The sequence below is a fragment of the Candidatus Pelagibacter communis genome (assembly GCF_001179925.1).
Classification (GTDB): Bacteria; Pseudomonadota; Alphaproteobacteria; order Pelagibacterales; family Pelagibacteraceae; genus Pelagibacter; species Pelagibacter ubique_E.
Window position 1 is genome coordinate 51,754 of sequence record NZ_CVSF01000041.1, and the last position, 17,112, is coordinate 68,865.

Below are 17,112 nucleotides of genomic sequence, written 5' to 3' on the forward strand. Positions count from 1 at the left end.
ATGGATTACTTTGCCATAATTTTTCAAGAGGTCTATAAGATCTTATTTTTACTTGTACCAGTACTTGTTTCTGTTGCAATGATTGTATGGTTAGACAGAAGAGTTTGGGCTTTTGTTCAAAAAAGACGTGGACCAAATGTTGTAGGTCCTTTCGGTCTACTCCAGTCTTTAGCTGATGCTCTTAAATATATTTTTAAAGAAATAATTATTCCCGCTAGTTCAAATAAAATTATTTTTATTTTAGCACCAATAGTAACAATGACTTTGGCCTTAATTGCATGGGCAGTTATTCCTTTTAGTGAAACCCAAGTTCTTGCAGATATTAATGTGGGAATTCTATATATATTTGCGGTTTCATCATTAGGAGTGTATGGCATTATTATGGGAGGATGGGCTTCAAATTCTAAATATCCTTTTTTAGGGTCAATTAGATCAGCAGCACAAATGGTATCTTACGAAGTATCTATAGGAATAATTATCATAAATGTGCTTTTGTGTGTTGGATCATTAAATTTAAATGACATAGTTTTAGCACAACAGAATATGTGGTTTATAATACCTTTATTCCCAATGTTTATAATTTATTTTATTTCAGCTTTAGCAGAAACTAATAGACCACCTTTCGATTTACCAGAGGCCGAAGCTGAGTTAGTTGCCGGATACCAAACTGAATATTCAGGAATGATGTATGCAATGTTTTGGTTGGGAGAATATGCAAATATACTATTAATGTGCGCACTTGGATCTATTTTGTTTTTAGGTGGTTGGTTATCTCCAATAGATTTGTATCCATTTAATTTACTGCCTGGTGCTGTCTGGTTAATTTTTAAGATAATTTTATTATTTATTTTATTTGCTCTAGTAAAAGCAATTGTTCCGAGATATAGATACGATCAATTAATGAGACTGGGATGGAAAATATTTTTACCTTTTTCATTAATATGGGTAATTTTAACAGCAAGCTATTTATTTTATTTTAATCTTTTACCAGTAACTTAAATGAAATTTTCAAGATTTTTAAAAACCGTTTTTATGACTGATTTTTTAGGAGGTTTAGTTATTGCTATTAAAGAATTATTTAAATCAAAAAAAACTATAAATTACCCTTTTGAAAAAGGTAAAATAAGTCCAAGATTTAGAGGAGAGCACGCTTTACGTCGTTATCCAAACGGAGAAGAGAGATGTATTGCTTGTAAGTTGTGCGAAGCTGTTTGTCCAGCACAAGCTATAACGATTGAATCATCAGAGCGAGAGGATGGTAGTAGAAAAACTACAAGATATGATATTGATATGATGAAATGTATTTATTGTGGTTTATGTGAAGAATCATGTCCAGTAGATGCAATTGTGCAAGGACCAAATTTTGAATTTTCTACTGAAACAAGAGAAGAACTGTATTACACCAAGGAAAAATTATTAGATAATGGAGATCGTTGGGAGAATATATTAGCTGCTAATATAAAATCTGATAATCCTTATAGATAGCAAAAATGGCTCACGCAATTTTCTTTTATATTTTTTCTACCATAGCAATTATTTCAGCAATAATGGTTACTGCTTCCAAAAATACCGTACACTCAGTTTTTTTTTTAATTTTAGATTTTATAAGCATTTCATGTTTATTTATAATGATTGGTGCAGAATTTTTGGGAATGATAATGCTAATTGTTTATGTTGGAGCTGTAGCAGTTTTATTCTTATTTGTTGTTATGATGTTAAACGTAGCCCAACAAAAAAACCAATGGTTTTCTGGTGAACAAAGCTCTAAACATATTCCTATAGGATTAATCATCACCACTCTTATATTCTTAGAAATTATAATTGTAATTGGAGGTTGGAAATATAAACCAGAAATTTTTGATATTAATAATTCAATTGCCCAATCAAACATTAGTAACACTCATTCATTAGGACAGGTTTTATACACTGATTATATTCATGTGTTTCAAATAAGTGGAATGATCCTATTAGTAGCTATGATAGGTGCTATTGTTTTAACATTTAGACAAAGATCTGGCGTTAAAAAACAAAGTTATATCAAACAAATTTCTAGAGAAAGAAGTGAAGGTGTTGAGGTATTAGAAGTTCAAAGTAATAAGGGGGTTAAAATAGATGACTGAGATAGGTTTAGGACATTATTTAACTTTAGGCGCAGTGATATTCTCAATTGGAGTAATTGGTATTTTTCTAAATCGAAAAAACATCATCGTCATATTAATGAGTATTGAACTGATATTACTTGCAGTGAATATTAATTTAGTAGCTTTTTCGATTTATTTAGGTGATTTGGCAGGACAAGTTTTTACTTTATTCATTCTTACTGTTGCAGCTGCAGAGGCAGCAATAGGTTTAGCAATAATAGTAGTTTATTTCAGAAACTCTGGAACAATACGAGTAGAAGAAATTGATAAGTTGAAAGGATGATCATGGAACTATCAATTATATTTTTACCACTTATTGCTTCAATCATCTCTGGATTTTTTGGGAGATATATAGGTGATAGAAACTCTGAAATAATAACAAGTGCACTCGTTTCAATTTCTGCACTTCTATCAATTTATGTTCTTTATCAAGTAATTGTAAATCAGTACGAAGAAAATATTATTATAGCCACATGGATTAACTCTGGATCACTTGAAGTAAATTGGTCAATGTTAATTGATCCATTATCAGCTGTGATGTTAGTAGTAGTAACTTCTGTATCTGCTTTAGTTCACATCTATTCAATTGGTTATATGTCTCATGATCCACATAAGCCAAGATTTATGGCTTATTTATCATTGTTTACATTTGCAATGTTAATGCTGGTAACTTCAGATAATTTTATTCAACTATTTTTTGGATGGGAAGGTGTTGGCTTGTGTTCCTACTTCTTAATTGGTTTTTGGTTTAAAAAGGAGAGCGCAAATGCTGCAGCAATAAAAGCATTTGTTGTAAATAGAGTAGGTGATTTTGGTTTTGCTTTAGGAATTTTCTTAATATTTTATTTATTTGGAACTGTTAATTATTCAGAAGTATTCCAACAAATTCCAACAGTTGTAGATAAAAATTTATCCTTTTTAGGTTTTGAAGTTAAAGCGATAGATTTAGTATGTTTGCTTTTATTTATTGGAGCAATGGGTAAATCCGCACAGATATTACTTCATACATGGTTGCCTGATGCTATGGAAGGTCCAACACCAGTTTCTGCACTAATTCATGCAGCAACGATGGTAACAGCTGGTGTTTTCTTAGTTGTAAGATGTTCTCCAATTTACGAATATTCTCCATTAATACTAAATTTTATAACAATCGTTGGAATGACTACTGCATTCTTTGCAGCAACAGTAGCCTTAGTTCAAACAGATATAAAAAAGATTATTGCTTACTCTACATGTAGTCAACTTGGTTATATGTTTTTTGCAGCTGGAGTAGGTGCATATAATGTTGCTATGTTTCACTTATTTACTCACGCATTTTTCAAAGCTTTATTATTTTTAGGATCTGGTTCAGTAATCCACGCATTTAAAGATGAGCAAAATATAAATAACATGGGAGGTGTATGGAAAAAGTTACCATATACCTATACTTTAATGATAATTGGAACACTTGCTTTAACAGGTTTCCCATTTTTATCGGGATTTTATTCTAAAGACGCAATTATTGAATTTGCTTATTTACGGGGTAATACTACTGGATACTATGCAGCTGGGATTGGAATAGTTACAGCTTTTTTAACGTCTATTTATTCATGGAGATTGATATTTAAAACTTTCCATGGAGAATATAATAATAAAGAGATTAAGATAGAGGAAACACACGAATCTCCTTTAGTAATGCTTGTTCCTTTATTTATTCTATCAATAGGAGCAGTTTTTGCTGGTTTTTTATTTAAAGGACTTTTTATTGGTCATGGTGAGAATTTATTCTGGGCGGAGTCTATCAAGTTTTTAGAGCCTTTAAGTACTGAACATCCACCTTTATGGTTTTTACTTTTAACACCTTGTTTAGTTTTGTTATCTATTCCAATTGCTTATTACTTATTTGTAAAAAACAAAGAGTTACCTCATTCAATAGTTTCAACGAATAAACCTTTGTATAATTTTTTAGTCAACAAATGGTATTTTGATGAGTTGTACGATGTGTTGTTTATTAGAACCTCAAAAAATCTAGGTCTATTTTTATGGAAATTTTGTGATGGAACCATAATCGATGGTTTTGGTCCTGATGGAATTTCTTCTTTCATAAAAAAATGTTCAATTAAAGCAACTAAATTTCAAAGTGGTTTTATCTATCAATATGCATTTGTAATGTTGTTAGGTTTTTCGGCATTACTAACTTTTTTAATAATTAAATAATGAATTTTCCTATTCTTTCATCATTAATATTGTTACCAACAATTGGTGCTTTATTTTTATTTTTTACCAAAAATAAAGAAGGAAATAACTTAACTGCGAAATATGTAGCTTTATTTACGACAGTTGTTAATTTTTTAATTTCAATTTACTTGTGGATTTCTTTTGACCAATCTACATCTAGTTTCCAATTTATAGAAGAAAGAATATGGATTGAAGGATTAATTAATTATAAAGTTGGAGTAGATGGTATTTCAATTTTATTTATTATATTAACTACATTTATAACACCACTTTGCATTATATCTGTAAATAATTCTGTTAAAAATAGATTAAGAGATTTTTTAATTGCAATTCTAATCATGGAAAGTTTCATGATTGGTGTTTTCTGTGCACTTGACTTATTAGTATTTTATTTATTTTTTGAAGCTGGATTAATCCCAATGTTTTTAATTATTGGTATTTGGGGAGGTGCAAGAAGAGTTTATTCAGCATTCAAATTCTTTTTATACACACTGTTAGGATCTGTTTTGATGTTAGTTGCAATAATTTCAATTTATTGGATTACAGGAACAACTGACGTGGTTCAACTATATGAAATTGGTATTGATGTAAAATATCAAAATCTATTGTGGTTAGCATTTTTTAGTTCATTTGCTGTTAAAACACCTATGTGGCCAGTTCATACATGGTTACCCGATGCGCACGTTGAGGCTCCTACAGCTGGATCTGTTTTGTTAGCTGCCATATTGTTAAAGATGGCTGGATATGGTTTTATAAGATTTTCTTTAGGTCTTTTTCCAATCGCGTCTGAAGTATTTACACCATTAATTTACACCTTGAGTGTTATAGCAATAATATTTACTTCACTTATAGCTTTAATGCAGGAAGATATGAAAAAGTTAATTGCTTATTCATCAGTTGCGCATATGGGCTTTGTAACTTTAGGTATATTCACTTTGCAGCAACAAGGAATTGAAGGAAGTATAATTCAAATGATAAGCCACGGATTAGTTTCTGCAGCATTATTTTTAACTGTTGGTGTAGTTTATGACAGAATGCATTCTAGATTAATAAGTACGTATGGTGGACTGGTTTCTGTAATTCCAAAATATTCAATATTGTTCATGTTATTTGCTTTAGCATCCCTTGGTTTACCTGGAACCAGTGGTTTTATTGGTGAGTTTTTAATATTAATGGGAGCTTTCAAAGATAATTTTTTAGTAGCTGTTATAGCAAGTATTGGAGTGATTTTGGGAGCTGCATACATGTTGTGGCTATATAAAAGAGTAGTATTTGGAAAATTAATTAATGAAGATCTTAAAAAAATGTTAGATTTAAATAGATCTGAATATTTTATTTTATCTTGTTTGGCTGTACCAATCTTATTTTTTGGTTTTTATCCCGATCCATTAATAAACACTATTGAAGTTTCTGTTACCGATCTAATTAATATGCATAACACAAATATGGCTAGTAAATAATATGGAAAATTTAAATTTAATATTGCCTGAAATTTTTATTTCTCTATCAATTATGTTTCTACTTATTTTGGGTGTGTTTAAAAATAACAGTTCTAAAATTACTTTTAATTTATCTTTGTTTGCTATTTTAATTACAACAATAATAACAATAAATGAAACTTTCTCTGTAACTCGAGAAACTTTGTTTAATGAAAGTGTTGTGATTGACAGTATGTCCTCGCTAATGAAAATTATAACTTTAATTGGAGGTTTTTTAGTTTTAGTGATTTCATCAACTTATTTAAAAACATTTAAAATATATAATATAGAATACCCAATACTTATTTTGAGCTCTATTCTTGGTATGATGGTAATGATTAGCTCAAATGATTTAATTGTTTTTTATATGGGCTTAGAATTACAATCATTAGCTCTTTACGTTTTAGCGACATATAACAGGGATCAATTAAAATCATCAGAAGCTGGTTTGAAATATTTTGTTTTAAGTGCATTATCATCTGGACTGTTATTATACGGATGTTCTTTAGTTTATGGTTTTTCAGGTTCAACCAATTTTGATATAATATCAAATCAACTAAATTCTGAGGAGTATTTTTTAACATTTGGAATTGTATTCATCTTGGTTGGTTTAGCATTCAAAATTTCTGCAGTCCCATTTCATATGTGGGCGCCCGATGTTTATGAAGGATCTCCAACAACTGTAACTTTATTTTTTACAATATTACCAAAGATAGCTGCTTTGACTGTATTTATTAGATTTTTATATGTTCCCTTTTTAAATTTAATTGATCAATGGCAAATGATAATAGTTTTCTTATCTATAGCTTCTATGGTTTTTGGAGCAGTTGCTGCTATAGGGCAAACTAATATTAAAAGACTAATTGCTTACAGTTCTATTGGACACGTTGGTTATACATTGGCTGGTTTAGCAACAGCATCAAATGATGGAATTCAAAGCTCAATAATTTATATTTCTATTTATGTTGTTATGAACTTAGCTCTTTTTTCTTGTCTATTAATGTTAAGAAGAAAAGATCAATATTACGAGGATATTGATGATCTTTCAGGGCTATCGAAAAATCATCCATTATTATCTTTAAGTTTATTGTTAATACTATTTTCTTTAGCAGGTATACCTCCTCTAGCTGGATTTTTTGCAAAATTTTATATTTTTAAAGCCGTATTAGAACAATCAATGTATTTTTTAGCTATAGTAGGTTTATTATCAACCGTAGTGGCAGCTTTTTATTATCTAAGAATTATAAAAATTATGTATTTTGACAAAGAAAAAGACAAATACGATACAGACCATAGCCTATGGTTAAAACTTTCACTTACAGTTTCAACGATATTAATTCTTTTATACTTCATATTCCCAAGTCAGTTAATAGAAGTTGTTTCAAGAATTAATATTATTTAATGAAATTTAAAAAATTTAAATTTAAAAAAGTTAAAAGCACAAATAATACTGCAATAAGAATTATTAAAGAAACTAATTATAATTTAGGAATGGTTGTTGCTGAAACACAAGTAAATGGTAGAGGACAGTATGGAAGAAAATGGATATCATCAAAAGGAAACTTATTTATCTCTTTTTTTAATCAATTAAATGAAGTGAATCTATCTATTAGCGCTATAACAAAAATTAATTGTCTCTTAGTTAAAAAGTTACTCTCTTCATTTACAAGTAAAAAAATTTTATTTAAAAAACCAAATGACTTACTAATCGATAAAAAAAAAATTAGTGGGATTTTACAAGAAGTTATATTTGTAAGAAATAAAAAATTTTTAATTACTGGTATAGGTATAAATATTAAAAAAAATCCAATAATAAGGAATTATCCTGCTACAAACTTGCAAGAGGTAAGTAAAAAAAGTATTAGTAAATTAAGTGTAGAAAATAAACTAAAACAACTTTTTGAAAAAAATTTATCCAAACTGTATAACATTAGATAATGTATATTCTAGGCGATATTGGTAATACCGAAACAAAACTATGTATTGTTTCTAAAAACAATAAAATTTTAAAAAAGATTACATTTTTATCAAAATCATTAAACAACAAGCAGTTAAATAGTTTATTTAAAAAAAATAAAATTCAATTTAATAAAATTGAAAAAATATTATTTTGCAGTGTTGTACCCAAAACATTTGACATAATTAAAAAATTTTTATCGAAAAAAGTTAAATTAAATTGCTTTGAGGTTAAAAAATTAAACTTAAAATCTCTTATAAAAATTAAAGTAAATTATAAACAGGTAGGCTCTGATAGAATTACTAATGCTATAAGTTTAATGAATAAAAAAAATAATTTTATAATTTTAGATTTTGGAACAGCAACAACTTTTGATGTGCTAGTTAAAAATACTTATTATGGAGGAATTATTGCTCCGGGTGTGAGATTGTCTCTTAATACCTTGTCTGATAAAGCAACTTTGATTCCAAAAATAGATTTAAAGAAGATTAATAAAGTGATTGGCAACAATACAATCTCAGCCGTCAGATCAGGTTTTTTTTGGGGTTATGCAGGTTTAATTGACAATATTATTAATTTAATTAAGAAAGAGACTGGAAAATCTTTTAAAGTAATTATTACTGGCGGATTTTCAAATTTATTTAAAAACTCAATTAAAACAAAAGCAAATCATAACCAAGATATTACAATTAAAGGTTTAATGAAAATTTCAAAATTAATTAAATAATATGAAAGATGAACTTTTATTTTGTCCCTTAGGCGGATCAGGAGAAATAGGTATGAACATGAATTTGTTCGGTCATGGACAACCTGGTGATCATAAATGGATTATGGTCGACATAGGAGTAACATTTGCAGATGATACTATTCCAGGTGTTGATTTAATTTATCCAGATCCAGGTTTTATAGTTGAAAGAAAAGATAATTTATTAGGAATAATTTTAACACATGCTCACGAAGATCATATTGGGGCAATTGCTCATTTATGGCCAAAATTGCAGTGTAAAATTTTTGCAACTCCTTTCACAGCCGTATTAATCAGAGAAAAATTTAAAGAAAAACAAATCGATATAACCAATCATTTACATATAGTTGAGTTAAATGGAAAGGTTATTTTGAATCCTTTTGAAATTGAATATATTACCTTAACGCATTCTATATTAGAACCAAATGGACTTAGAATAAAAACTCCTGCAGGAGTTATTTTGCATACTGGAGATTGGAAGGTAGATCCAAATCCTTTAATTGGAGACAATATAAACGATAAAAGATTAAAGGAAATTGGAGAAGAAGGTGTGCTAGCAATGATTTGTGACTCAACAAATGTTTTTAGCGCTGGTAAATCAGGTTCAGAATTAGATGTAAGAAAAAATATGTTGAATATTATGTCTCGATTAAAAAAAAGAATTATAATTACGTCCTTTGCTTCAAATGTAGCCAGAATGGAGACAGCTTTTTATTGCGCAGAACAAACAGGAAGACAAATCTCATTAGTTGGAAGATCAATGCATCGTATTTATAAGGCTGCACGTCAATGTGGATATTTAGAAAATACAATTGAACCAATTGATCCAAGAGAAGCTAAAAATTTCTCAAGAGAAAAAATTGTATACTTATGTACTGGGAGCCAAGGAGAACCTATGGGTGCAATGATGAGAATTTCTAGCTATGTTCATCCAGATGTTTTTATTGAAAAAGGTGATGCTGTAATTTTTTCTTCAAAAATTATACCTGGTAATGAAAAAAAACTTTATAAACTTCATAATCAACTTGTTAAGGGTGGAATAGAAGTAATATCTGAAGAAACTGAATTTGTTCATGTTTCTGGTCATCCAAATAGAGAAGATCTTAAAGAAATGTATCAATGGGTAAAACCTAGGTGTGTAATACCTGTGCATGGTGAACATAGACACATGATAGAACACATTAATTTTGCAAAAGAAATGCAAGTACCATATCCAGTTCAAGTGGAAAATGGTGATATTGTCAAGTTGTATCCGGGTGAAAAACCTGAAGTATTTGACAAGGCTCCAAGTGGCAGACTTTATTTAGATGGCAATGTAAGTGTAGATCCAGATTCACAATCAATAAAAGATAGAAAAAATTTAAGTGCCAATGGATATCTTGAAGTAACAATAATGATTACACCAAAAGGAAATATACATAATAACCCCATACTTTCATTTCGTGGTTTACCTGTAGATGATCGAGATGATTTTGTTTATGGATTAGAGGAAGAAATAGAAAAAACTTCTAGAACTTTTAAAATTGGAAGCAAACAACAAGAACATAATCTTATTGATGCATTAAAAATTGCTTGTAGAAAATTTTCTAAAGAAAGAACAGGAAAAAAACCATTTACCAATATAAATTTAGTAAGAATTTAATGAGCACAACAGGTTTAGCTATTATCTTTATAATTATATGGTGGGTAGTTTTCTTTGCTATTTTACCTATTGATGTAAATCGAAGAAAGACTGTAAAAATTGACGGGGAAGATCCAGGATCACCTGAAAATCCAAAAATGTTGAAAAAATTCTTATATTGCACTGGAATTACTACTGTCATTTTTATTATAATTTATCTATTAATTAAATTTGAATATTTAAATTTAAGAAATATGATCAATTAAGATGCTATTATCAGATTCATTTATACCAATATTAAAAAACAATCCTTCAGAAGCGAAAATTAAATCTCATCAATTAATGTTGAGAGTAGGCATGATTAAGCAGGCGTCTGCTGGAATTTATTCATGGTTGCCTTTAGGTTTTAAGGTAATGAAAAAAATAGAGGACATTGTTAGACAAGAGCAAAACAAAATTGGAGCTCAAGAAATATTAATGCCAACAATTCAATCCAGTGAAATTTGGAAAGAAAGTGGTCGTTATGAGGACTATGGTGAAGAGATGCTTAGAATAACCGACCGTCAAAATAGAGAAATGTTGTATGGACCAACTAATGAGGAACAAGTTACTGAAATTTTTAGATCTTCAATAAAATCTTATAAATCACTTCCACAACTTTTATATCATATACAATGGAAGTTCAGAGATGAAATTAGGCCTAGATTTGGAATTATGCGTGGTAGAGAATTTTATATGAAAGATGCTTATTCATTTGATGTATCTGATGAAGAAGCTTTTTATTCCTATAATAAATTTTTTCTTTCATATCTAAAAACATTTAAAAAATTATCATTGACAGCAATACCCATGGCTGCTGATACTGGACCTATCGGTGGAAATTTATCTCATGAATTTATCATTCTTGCTGATACAGGAGAAAGTAAAATTTTCACTGACAAAAGAATATTTGATCTCGATAGTGATGATACTAAACTAGAAAAAGCTTCATTAGAAAGTATGAGAAAAAAATATGAGCAGTTCTATGCAGTAACAGATGAAAAGTTTAATAAAGATGAATTTGAAAAAGTTGTTTCTAAAGAAAATCAATTGATAACAAAAGGTATCGAAGTTGGACATATATTCTATTTTGGTGACAAGTATTCAAAACCAATGGGAGCATCTGTTGACTTACCAGGAGGAAAAAAAGATTTTGTTAAAATGGGCTCCTATGGAATTGGTGTATCAAGGCTTGTAGGGGCTATAATTGAGGCCAAATATGATGACAAAAAAGAAATCATGAAATGGCCATTGTCTGTTGCTCCTTATGATATTGCTGTAATACCTATGATAAATAAAAATGATTCTTCGGCTTTAGATAAAGCGAATAATATTAACAATGAATTATGCAAAAATAATATTGATGCAATAATTGATGATACAGATGAAAATTTCTCATCTAAAATAAAAAAGATGAATTTAATTGGGGCTCCGTATCAAATAATAATAGGGAAAAAAAGTGACGGTGATTTATTAGAATTCAAGGAAATTGGTGGAGAAACTCAAAATTTACCATTAAGTAAAATTATAGAAATTATAAACCAACAAAAAAATTCAATTTGATTTCTACTTTAGAAAAAGAAATTACATTTAGATTTTTAAAAGCCAGAAAAAAAGATGGTTTTTTGAATGTAATTTCCATTTTTTCATTTATTGGAATTAGTTTAGGGGTAGCAGTCTTAATAATTGTAATGTCTGTAATGAATGGTTTTAGGACTGAATTGATAAACAAAATTGTTGGGTTTAATTCTCACATAACAATAAAACCTTATGAGCCTATAAATGTTAAGAACATAAATAATACTAATTTAAAGCTCATTTCAAATAATTTGATAATGAGTAATTCAAGCGAGGCTATAATTTTAAGAGAGCAAAGTTCAAAAGGTATACTTTTGCGCGGTTATCTTGAAAGTGATTTTTCAAAACTTGAGTTGATGAACAATAAAAATTTTGCTGATCAAAACAAAAGATTAGAAAAAAATTTTGTCTCTATAGGAAAAGAGTTAAGTTTTACTCTTGATCTAGATATAGGAGACAATATTACAATTATGTCTTCATCTGGCATTGAAACACTTATTGGAAATTTACCTAAACAAAAAACTTTTATAGTTTCATCTATATTTGATAGTGGATTAGCAGATTTTGATAACAATATTGTTTTTATCAATTTAAACACACTTGAAGAATTTTCTAATTTATCTAAAGATGAACGTAATTTAGAAATTTATCTTAAGCAACCTCAACAAATTGAAAATCAAAAAAAAATAGTTCAAAATATTTTTCCAAATGACTTAGTTTATACGTGGGCAGATATGAATAAATCATTATTTACGGCATTAAAAGTCGAGAGAAATGTTATGTTTATTATATTATCTTTAATTATAATTGTAGCAGCTTTCAATATAATTTCAGGCCTTACAATTTTAGTAAAAAATAAGACTAGAGATATAGCTATTTTAAAATCTATTGGAGTATTAAACGATTCAATTATTAAGATATTTTTTTTGATTGGAATAATTATTGGAACATCAGCTACATTATTTGGTATTTTGCTTGGGGTATTATTTTCGGTTTACGTTGAAAATATAAGAGAATTCATTAGTTCAATTTTTGATATAAGTTTATTTCCAGAAGAAATTTATTTTTTAAGCACAATGCCATCAGAAATAAATATAGGCTCAATATTTTTAATTTCAGTTTGTTCAATTATTATAACTATTATGGTTTCAATTTTCCCAGCCATCAAAGCTGCAAAACTAGATCCGGTTAAATCATTAAAATATGAATAATTATATAGAATTAAATAACTTAACTAAATCATTTACTGGAAAAAGAAATATAAAAGTATTAAAAAAAATTAACTTTAAATTTAAGTTGGGCAAAGTTTATTCCTTAATGGGTCCATCAGGATCTGGAAAATCGACATTACTAAATCTTATTTCTTTAATTGATAGACCATCAAAAGGTTTAATTAGATACAATGGTAAACAAGTTGATTTCAGTTTAAATAAAGAAAATGATTTATTTAGAGCAAATAATATCGGTATTATCTATCAACAAGATAATTTATTAAATGACTTTACCGCTTTAGAAAATGTATATCTTTCAAGTTTAGCTGCAGGTAATATTAAAAGTGATGCAAAAAACAAATCTCAAATTATTTTAAAAAAAGTCGGTCTTAGTAGTAGACTTCATCATTATCCATCTGAACTATCAGGAGGAGAAAAACAAAGAGTAGCTATTGCAAGAGCTTTGATTAATGAACCAAAAATCATCCTTGCTGATGAACCAACTGGTAGTTTGGACAAAAAAACTTCAGAAGAAATTTTTTCTTTGTTAAAAACACAAGTAAATCCAAAAAGATTGATTATATTTGCAACTCATAATAGATTTTTTGCAAATAAGTCTGATTGTTTATTGGAAATGGTAGATGGTAATGTAAAATCTACTAATGTCTGAGTCTGATTATAAAAAATTTAATCATCTTAAAATTCACACCCAGTATTCAATTTGTGAAGGTGCAATTAAAATCGAAGACTTAACAGACAAAGCTAAAGAATTTAGAATTAAATCAATTGGTTTGTCTGATACCTCAAACTTATGTGGAGCAATCGAGTTTTCTGAAAAATTATCAAAAGTAGGGACACAACCAATAATTGGAACACAAATTAATTTTACATTTAATGAAACTACAGGTTTATTACCTTTGTTTGCACTTGATATTGATGGTTATAGAAAAATTATAGAACTATCATCTAAGTCATATTTAGAAAATAAAAAAATATCTGAACCTAATTTAGATTTAAATGATTTACTTGAACTAGATAATTCTGGTATTGCAATTTTCACAGGTACAGTATTTGGTTTATTTGGTAAATTATTTGAGAAAGGTAAATTTCTAGAATTAACAAATCTTTATAAAAATCTAAGAGATATATTTAATGATAGGTTTTATATAGAAATTCAAAGACATAATGATCATAATGAGTTTGAATTTGAAAAATTTAATCTCGAAAAATCTAATAGTCTTAAAATACCAATAATTGCCACGAATGAAGTGTTTTATTTATCAAAAGAAATGCACGAAGCACATGATGCACTTATTTGTATTGGCAACAAAACATATATTAATGAGAAAAATAGAATTAGATACAGTTCAGAACATTATCTTAAAAATGATGAAGAAATGTCAACGTTATTTGCTGATATACCAGAAGCCCTTGAAAATAATTATAATTTTCCTTTTAGATGTAATTTTAGACCACTTTTTTCAAAACCAATTTTACCAAACATAAGCACTTCTCAGGATGGGAATGCTAATGACATTATCATAAAAGATTCTTTAAATGGTTTGAAAGAAAAATTTATTAAATTCTTTAAACAAAAACCTAAAGAAATAGAAAACAATGAAAAGTTTTTGATTTATAAAGATCGATTAGATCATGAATTAGATATTATTATAAAAATGGATTATTCAAGTTATTTCTTAATTGTCTCAGATTATATTAAATGGGCAAAAAAAAATGATATTCCAGTAGGACCAGGTAGGGGATCGGGAGCCGGTTCTCTTGTTGCTTGGTGTTTATCAATCACAGATGTTGATCCCATAAAGTATAATTTAATTTTTGAGAGATTTTTAAACCCAGATCGAATTTCAATGCCAGATTTTGATATTGATTTTTGTGAGGAAAAAAGAGATTTAGTTTTTGAATACCTAACTCAAAAATATAAAGATAGTGTAGCTCATATAATTACATTTGGAAAATTAAAGGCCAGAATGGTGATAAGAGATGTTGGAAGAGTATTAGGTCTGCCTTATGGTTTTGTTGATAATATTTCAAAAATGATACCTTTCGATCCCTCTAGACCACAAAATTTGATACAATGCATTTCAAGTGAACCAAGATTACAAAAATTGATTAATGAGGATCCAAGAGTCAAAAAACTTACAGATCTCTCACTAAAACTCGAGGGACTTAACAGAAATGTAGCAACACACGCAGCTGGTGTAGTTATAGCTGATAAAAAATTGACTGAAGTTGTTCCATTATACAAAGATGCTTCGACAAATTTATTATTACCTTCAACACAATTTGACATGTATTCAGCAGAGAATGCTGGATTGGTAAAATTTGATTTTTTAGGCCTAAAAACTTTAACAGTAATTAATAACACACAAAAATTAATTAGAAAAAAAAATAAAAACTTTAACATTGAAAATATAAGTTTTGAGGATCCAAAAGTTTTTGATTTAATGTCTTCAGGCAAAACAGTTGGTTTGTTTCAAATTGAAAGTGCAGGAATGAGAGATGCACTTACTCAAATGAAGCCTAATCATATAGAAGATATCATTGCTCTTGTTGCATTATATAGACCTGGACCAATGAGCAACATACCAATATATAATGATTGTAAACACGGAAGAAAATCTCCTGATTATCTTCATCCATTATTGGAAGAGATTCTCAAACCAACCTATGGTGTAATTATTTACCAAGAACAAGTTATGCAAATAGCTCAAAAACTATCTGGTTTTACTGCAGGTCAAGCTGACTTATTAAGACGAGCAATGGGAAAAAAGAAAAGGTCTGAGTTAGAGAAACAAAAACAAAATTTTATTGAAGGTGCAGTAAAAAATGGAATTAGTAAAGAAGTTGCAGCTGGAATATTTTTGAAGATAGAACCATTTGCTGAATATGGTTTTAATAAAAGTCATGCCGCAGCTTATGCAATTATTTCTTATCAAACTGCATACTTAAAAACATATTACCCTAAAGAATTTATTGCAGCTTCAATGACTATGGATATATCAAATCAAAATAAGTTAAGTGAGTTTTATGAAGAGCTTAAAAGACTTAATATAGATATAGTTAGACCGGATATAAACGAATGTTATGCAGATTTTAAAACTGAAGATGATAAATTTTATTATGCTTTAGGAGGAATAAAAGCAGTTGGATTAGAAGCAATATCAAATATTGTTAAAGAGAGATTGGATAATGGAAAATTTCGATCAATAAATGATTTTATAAAAAGAATTAATCCTAAGGATATAAACAAATTACAATTAGAGGGATTAGTTAAGGCTGGTGCTTTTGATAATTTAAATATAAATAGACAATCTATATTTAATGCTATACCAAATATTATTACAAAATCTAAAAATCATTTTGACAGCAAAATTGCAAATCAAATAAATTTGTTTGATGATAATGAAGATACTCAAATAAATTTAATTGAAAATATAAAAGATTGGAATTTTGAAGAAAGATTGTCAAAAGAATTTGAGTCTGTTGGATTTTTCATTTCAGATCATCCTTTAAATCAATTTAAAGACATTTTTAATGATTTTAAAATTTTAGATTATCAAAAATTTTACTCTGATGATGAAATTAAAGAAAATAATATTGCTGCTACATTGTTAAAGATTCAAGAACGAAAAACATCAAAAGGAAATTCTTATGCTGTATTAAAATTGACAGACTTAACTAGTGTTTTTGAATTATTCGTTTTTTCTGATGTTTTGGAGTTGAACAGAGACTCATTAAAAGAAGGTTCATCATTAATACTTACTTTAAATAAAACAATTTCTTCAACCGATGACAAGTCGAAAAGAATTAATGTTCGTAAAATTGCATCTATTAAAGATTTAGATAATAAGTCAATAAAGGAAATTACGTTTAATCTTACATCTAAAAAACAACTTAAAGATATACAGAATTTCATAGAACATGAGGGTAAAACAGTGGTTTATATTAATTTATGCAATGACAAGGAAACACACAAATTTAAGTTAAAAAAAACCAGAAACATAGACAGAAAATCAATTAATATTTTAAGAAGGAAGGAAATAAGCTTAAATATTCAGTAATTTACACTTGTTTAATTTTAAAAATATTAGTAAATAGCCTCTA

15 protein-coding genes are annotated in these 17,112 nt (G+C 28.2%); all 15 read left to right on the forward strand.

Features of this window, described 5'->3' with window-relative positions:
- Genes nuoH through dnaE form a run of 15 tightly spaced genes read left to right on the forward strand, consistent with a single transcriptional unit; the run spans position 1 to position 17,069 of the window.
- The gene (nuoH, locus tag AMN70_RS02880; RefSeq protein WP_075501592.1) at positions 1-999 is read left to right on the forward strand and encodes an NADH-quinone oxidoreductase subunit NuoH; all 999 of its coding nucleotides are present in this window, start codon (positions 1-3) and stop codon (positions 997-999) included.
- Positions 1,000-1,485 carry an NADH-quinone oxidoreductase subunit NuoI gene (gene nuoI, locus AMN70_RS02885; protein WP_075501594.1) on the forward strand — a complete coding sequence of 162 codons (486 nt, stop codon included), beginning with the start codon at positions 1,000-1,002 and terminating at the stop codon, positions 1,483-1,485.
- A 5-nt stretch (positions 1,486-1,490) separates the two neighbouring features.
- Positions 1,491-2,120, forward strand: coding sequence for an NADH-quinone oxidoreductase subunit J (locus tag AMN70_RS02890; protein ID WP_075501596.1), 630 nt, complete (start codon positions 1,491-1,493; stop codon positions 2,118-2,120).
- Positions 2,113-2,424: an NADH-quinone oxidoreductase subunit NuoK gene (gene nuoK / locus AMN70_RS02895; RefSeq protein ID WP_075501599.1), complete on the forward strand. Its 312-nt coding sequence runs from the start codon at positions 2,113-2,115 to the stop codon at positions 2,422-2,424. Before AMN70_RS02890 ends, nuoK begins: the two co-directional genes overlap by 8 nt.
- Positions 2,425-2,426: 2 nt before the next feature.
- Complete coding sequence (gene nuoL, locus AMN70_RS02900; RefSeq protein WP_075501601.1) at positions 2,427-4,337, forward strand: NADH-quinone oxidoreductase subunit L; 1,911 nt, start codon at positions 2,427-2,429, stop codon at positions 4,335-4,337.
- On the forward strand, positions 4,337-5,818 hold the full coding sequence (locus tag AMN70_RS02905; protein WP_075501603.1) for an NADH-quinone oxidoreductase subunit M: 1,482 nt from the start codon (positions 4,337-4,339) through the stop codon (positions 5,816-5,818). Before nuoL ends, AMN70_RS02905 begins: the two co-directional genes overlap by 1 nt.
- Before the next feature lies 1 nt (position 5,819).
- Complete coding sequence (gene nuoN / locus AMN70_RS02910; RefSeq protein ID WP_075501605.1) at positions 5,820-7,238, forward strand: NADH-quinone oxidoreductase subunit NuoN; 1,419 nt, start codon at positions 5,820-5,822, stop codon at positions 7,236-7,238.
- Positions 7,238-7,774, forward strand: coding sequence for a biotin--[acetyl-CoA-carboxylase] ligase (locus AMN70_RS02915; protein ID WP_075501606.1), 537 nt, complete (start codon positions 7,238-7,240; stop codon positions 7,772-7,774). Before nuoN ends, AMN70_RS02915 begins: the two co-directional genes overlap by 1 nt.
- Positions 7,774-8,520: a type III pantothenate kinase gene (locus AMN70_RS02920; protein WP_075501608.1), complete on the forward strand. Its 747-nt coding sequence runs from the start codon at positions 7,774-7,776 to the stop codon at positions 8,518-8,520. Before AMN70_RS02915 ends, AMN70_RS02920 begins: the two co-directional genes overlap by 1 nt.
- A 1-nt stretch (position 8,521) precedes the next feature.
- Positions 8,522-10,180: a ribonuclease J gene (locus AMN70_RS02925; protein ID WP_075501610.1), complete on the forward strand. Its 1,659-nt coding sequence runs from the start codon at positions 8,522-8,524 to the stop codon at positions 10,178-10,180.
- The gene (locus AMN70_RS02930) at positions 10,180-10,425 is read left to right on the forward strand and encodes a DUF1467 family protein (RefSeq protein ID WP_075501612.1); all 246 of its coding nucleotides are present in this window, start codon (positions 10,180-10,182) and stop codon (positions 10,423-10,425) included. Before AMN70_RS02925 ends, AMN70_RS02930 begins: the two co-directional genes overlap by 1 nt.
- Position 10,426: 1 nt before the next feature.
- Positions 10,427-11,761, forward strand: a complete 1,335-nt coding sequence (proS, locus tag AMN70_RS02935; protein ID WP_075501614.1) for a proline--tRNA ligase — start codon at positions 10,427-10,429, stop codon at positions 11,759-11,761.
- Entirely contained in the window at positions 11,758-12,987 is a 1,230-nt protein-coding gene (locus AMN70_RS02940) for an FtsX-like permease family protein (RefSeq protein ID WP_075501616.1), read from the forward strand. The genes proS and AMN70_RS02940 overlap by 4 nt, the downstream gene beginning before the upstream one ends.
- A complete protein-coding gene (locus AMN70_RS02945; RefSeq protein WP_075501618.1) occupies positions 12,980-13,657 on the forward strand; it encodes an ABC transporter ATP-binding protein in 678 nt (225 codons plus the stop codon). Before AMN70_RS02940 ends, AMN70_RS02945 begins: the two co-directional genes overlap by 8 nt.
- Positions 13,650-17,069, forward strand: a complete 3,420-nt coding sequence (dnaE, locus tag AMN70_RS02950; RefSeq protein ID WP_075501620.1) for a DNA polymerase III subunit alpha — start codon at positions 13,650-13,652, stop codon at positions 17,067-17,069. The genes AMN70_RS02945 and dnaE overlap by 8 nt, the downstream gene beginning before the upstream one ends.
- Positions 17,070-17,112 lie beyond the last annotated feature (43 nt).

What these genes read in the sequence shown, in the direction of transcription:
- nuoL (WP_075501601.1), top strand. Translation starts at nt 2,427, where the DNA reads ATGGAACTATCAATTATATTTTTACCACTTATTGCTTCAATCATCTCT.
- AMN70_RS02930 (WP_075501612.1), top strand. Translation starts at nt 10,180, where the DNA reads ATGAGCACAACAGGTTTAGCTATTATCTTTATAATTATATGGTGGGTA.
- AMN70_RS02890 (WP_075501596.1), top strand. Translation starts at nt 1,491, where the DNA reads ATGGCTCACGCAATTTTCTTTTATATTTTTTCTACCATAGCAATTATT.
- proS (WP_075501614.1), top strand. Translation starts at nt 10,427, where the DNA reads ATGCTATTATCAGATTCATTTATACCAATATTAAAAAACAATCCTTCA.
- AMN70_RS02925 (WP_075501610.1), top strand. Translation starts at nt 8,522, where the DNA reads ATGAAAGATGAACTTTTATTTTGTCCCTTAGGCGGATCAGGAGAAATA.
- AMN70_RS02945 (WP_075501618.1), top strand. Translation starts at nt 12,980, where the DNA reads ATGAATAATTATATAGAATTAAATAACTTAACTAAATCATTTACTGGA.
- dnaE (WP_075501620.1), top strand. Translation starts at nt 13,650, where the DNA reads ATGTCTGAGTCTGATTATAAAAAATTTAATCATCTTAAAATTCACACC.
- nuoN (WP_075501605.1), top strand. Translation starts at nt 5,820, where the DNA reads ATGGAAAATTTAAATTTAATATTGCCTGAAATTTTTATTTCTCTATCA.
- AMN70_RS02905 (WP_075501603.1), top strand. Translation starts at nt 4,337, where the DNA reads ATGAATTTTCCTATTCTTTCATCATTAATATTGTTACCAACAATTGGT.
- nuoH (WP_075501592.1), top strand. Translation starts at nt 1, where the DNA reads ATGGATTACTTTGCCATAATTTTTCAAGAGGTCTATAAGATCTTATTT.
- nuoI (WP_075501594.1), top strand. Translation starts at nt 1,000, where the DNA reads ATGAAATTTTCAAGATTTTTAAAAACCGTTTTTATGACTGATTTTTTA.
- AMN70_RS02915 (WP_075501606.1), top strand. Translation starts at nt 7,238, where the DNA reads ATGAAATTTAAAAAATTTAAATTTAAAAAAGTTAAAAGCACAAATAAT.
- AMN70_RS02920 (WP_075501608.1), top strand. Translation starts at nt 7,774, where the DNA reads ATGTATATTCTAGGCGATATTGGTAATACCGAAACAAAACTATGTATT.
- nuoK (WP_075501599.1), top strand. Translation starts at nt 2,113, where the DNA reads ATGACTGAGATAGGTTTAGGACATTATTTAACTTTAGGCGCAGTGATA.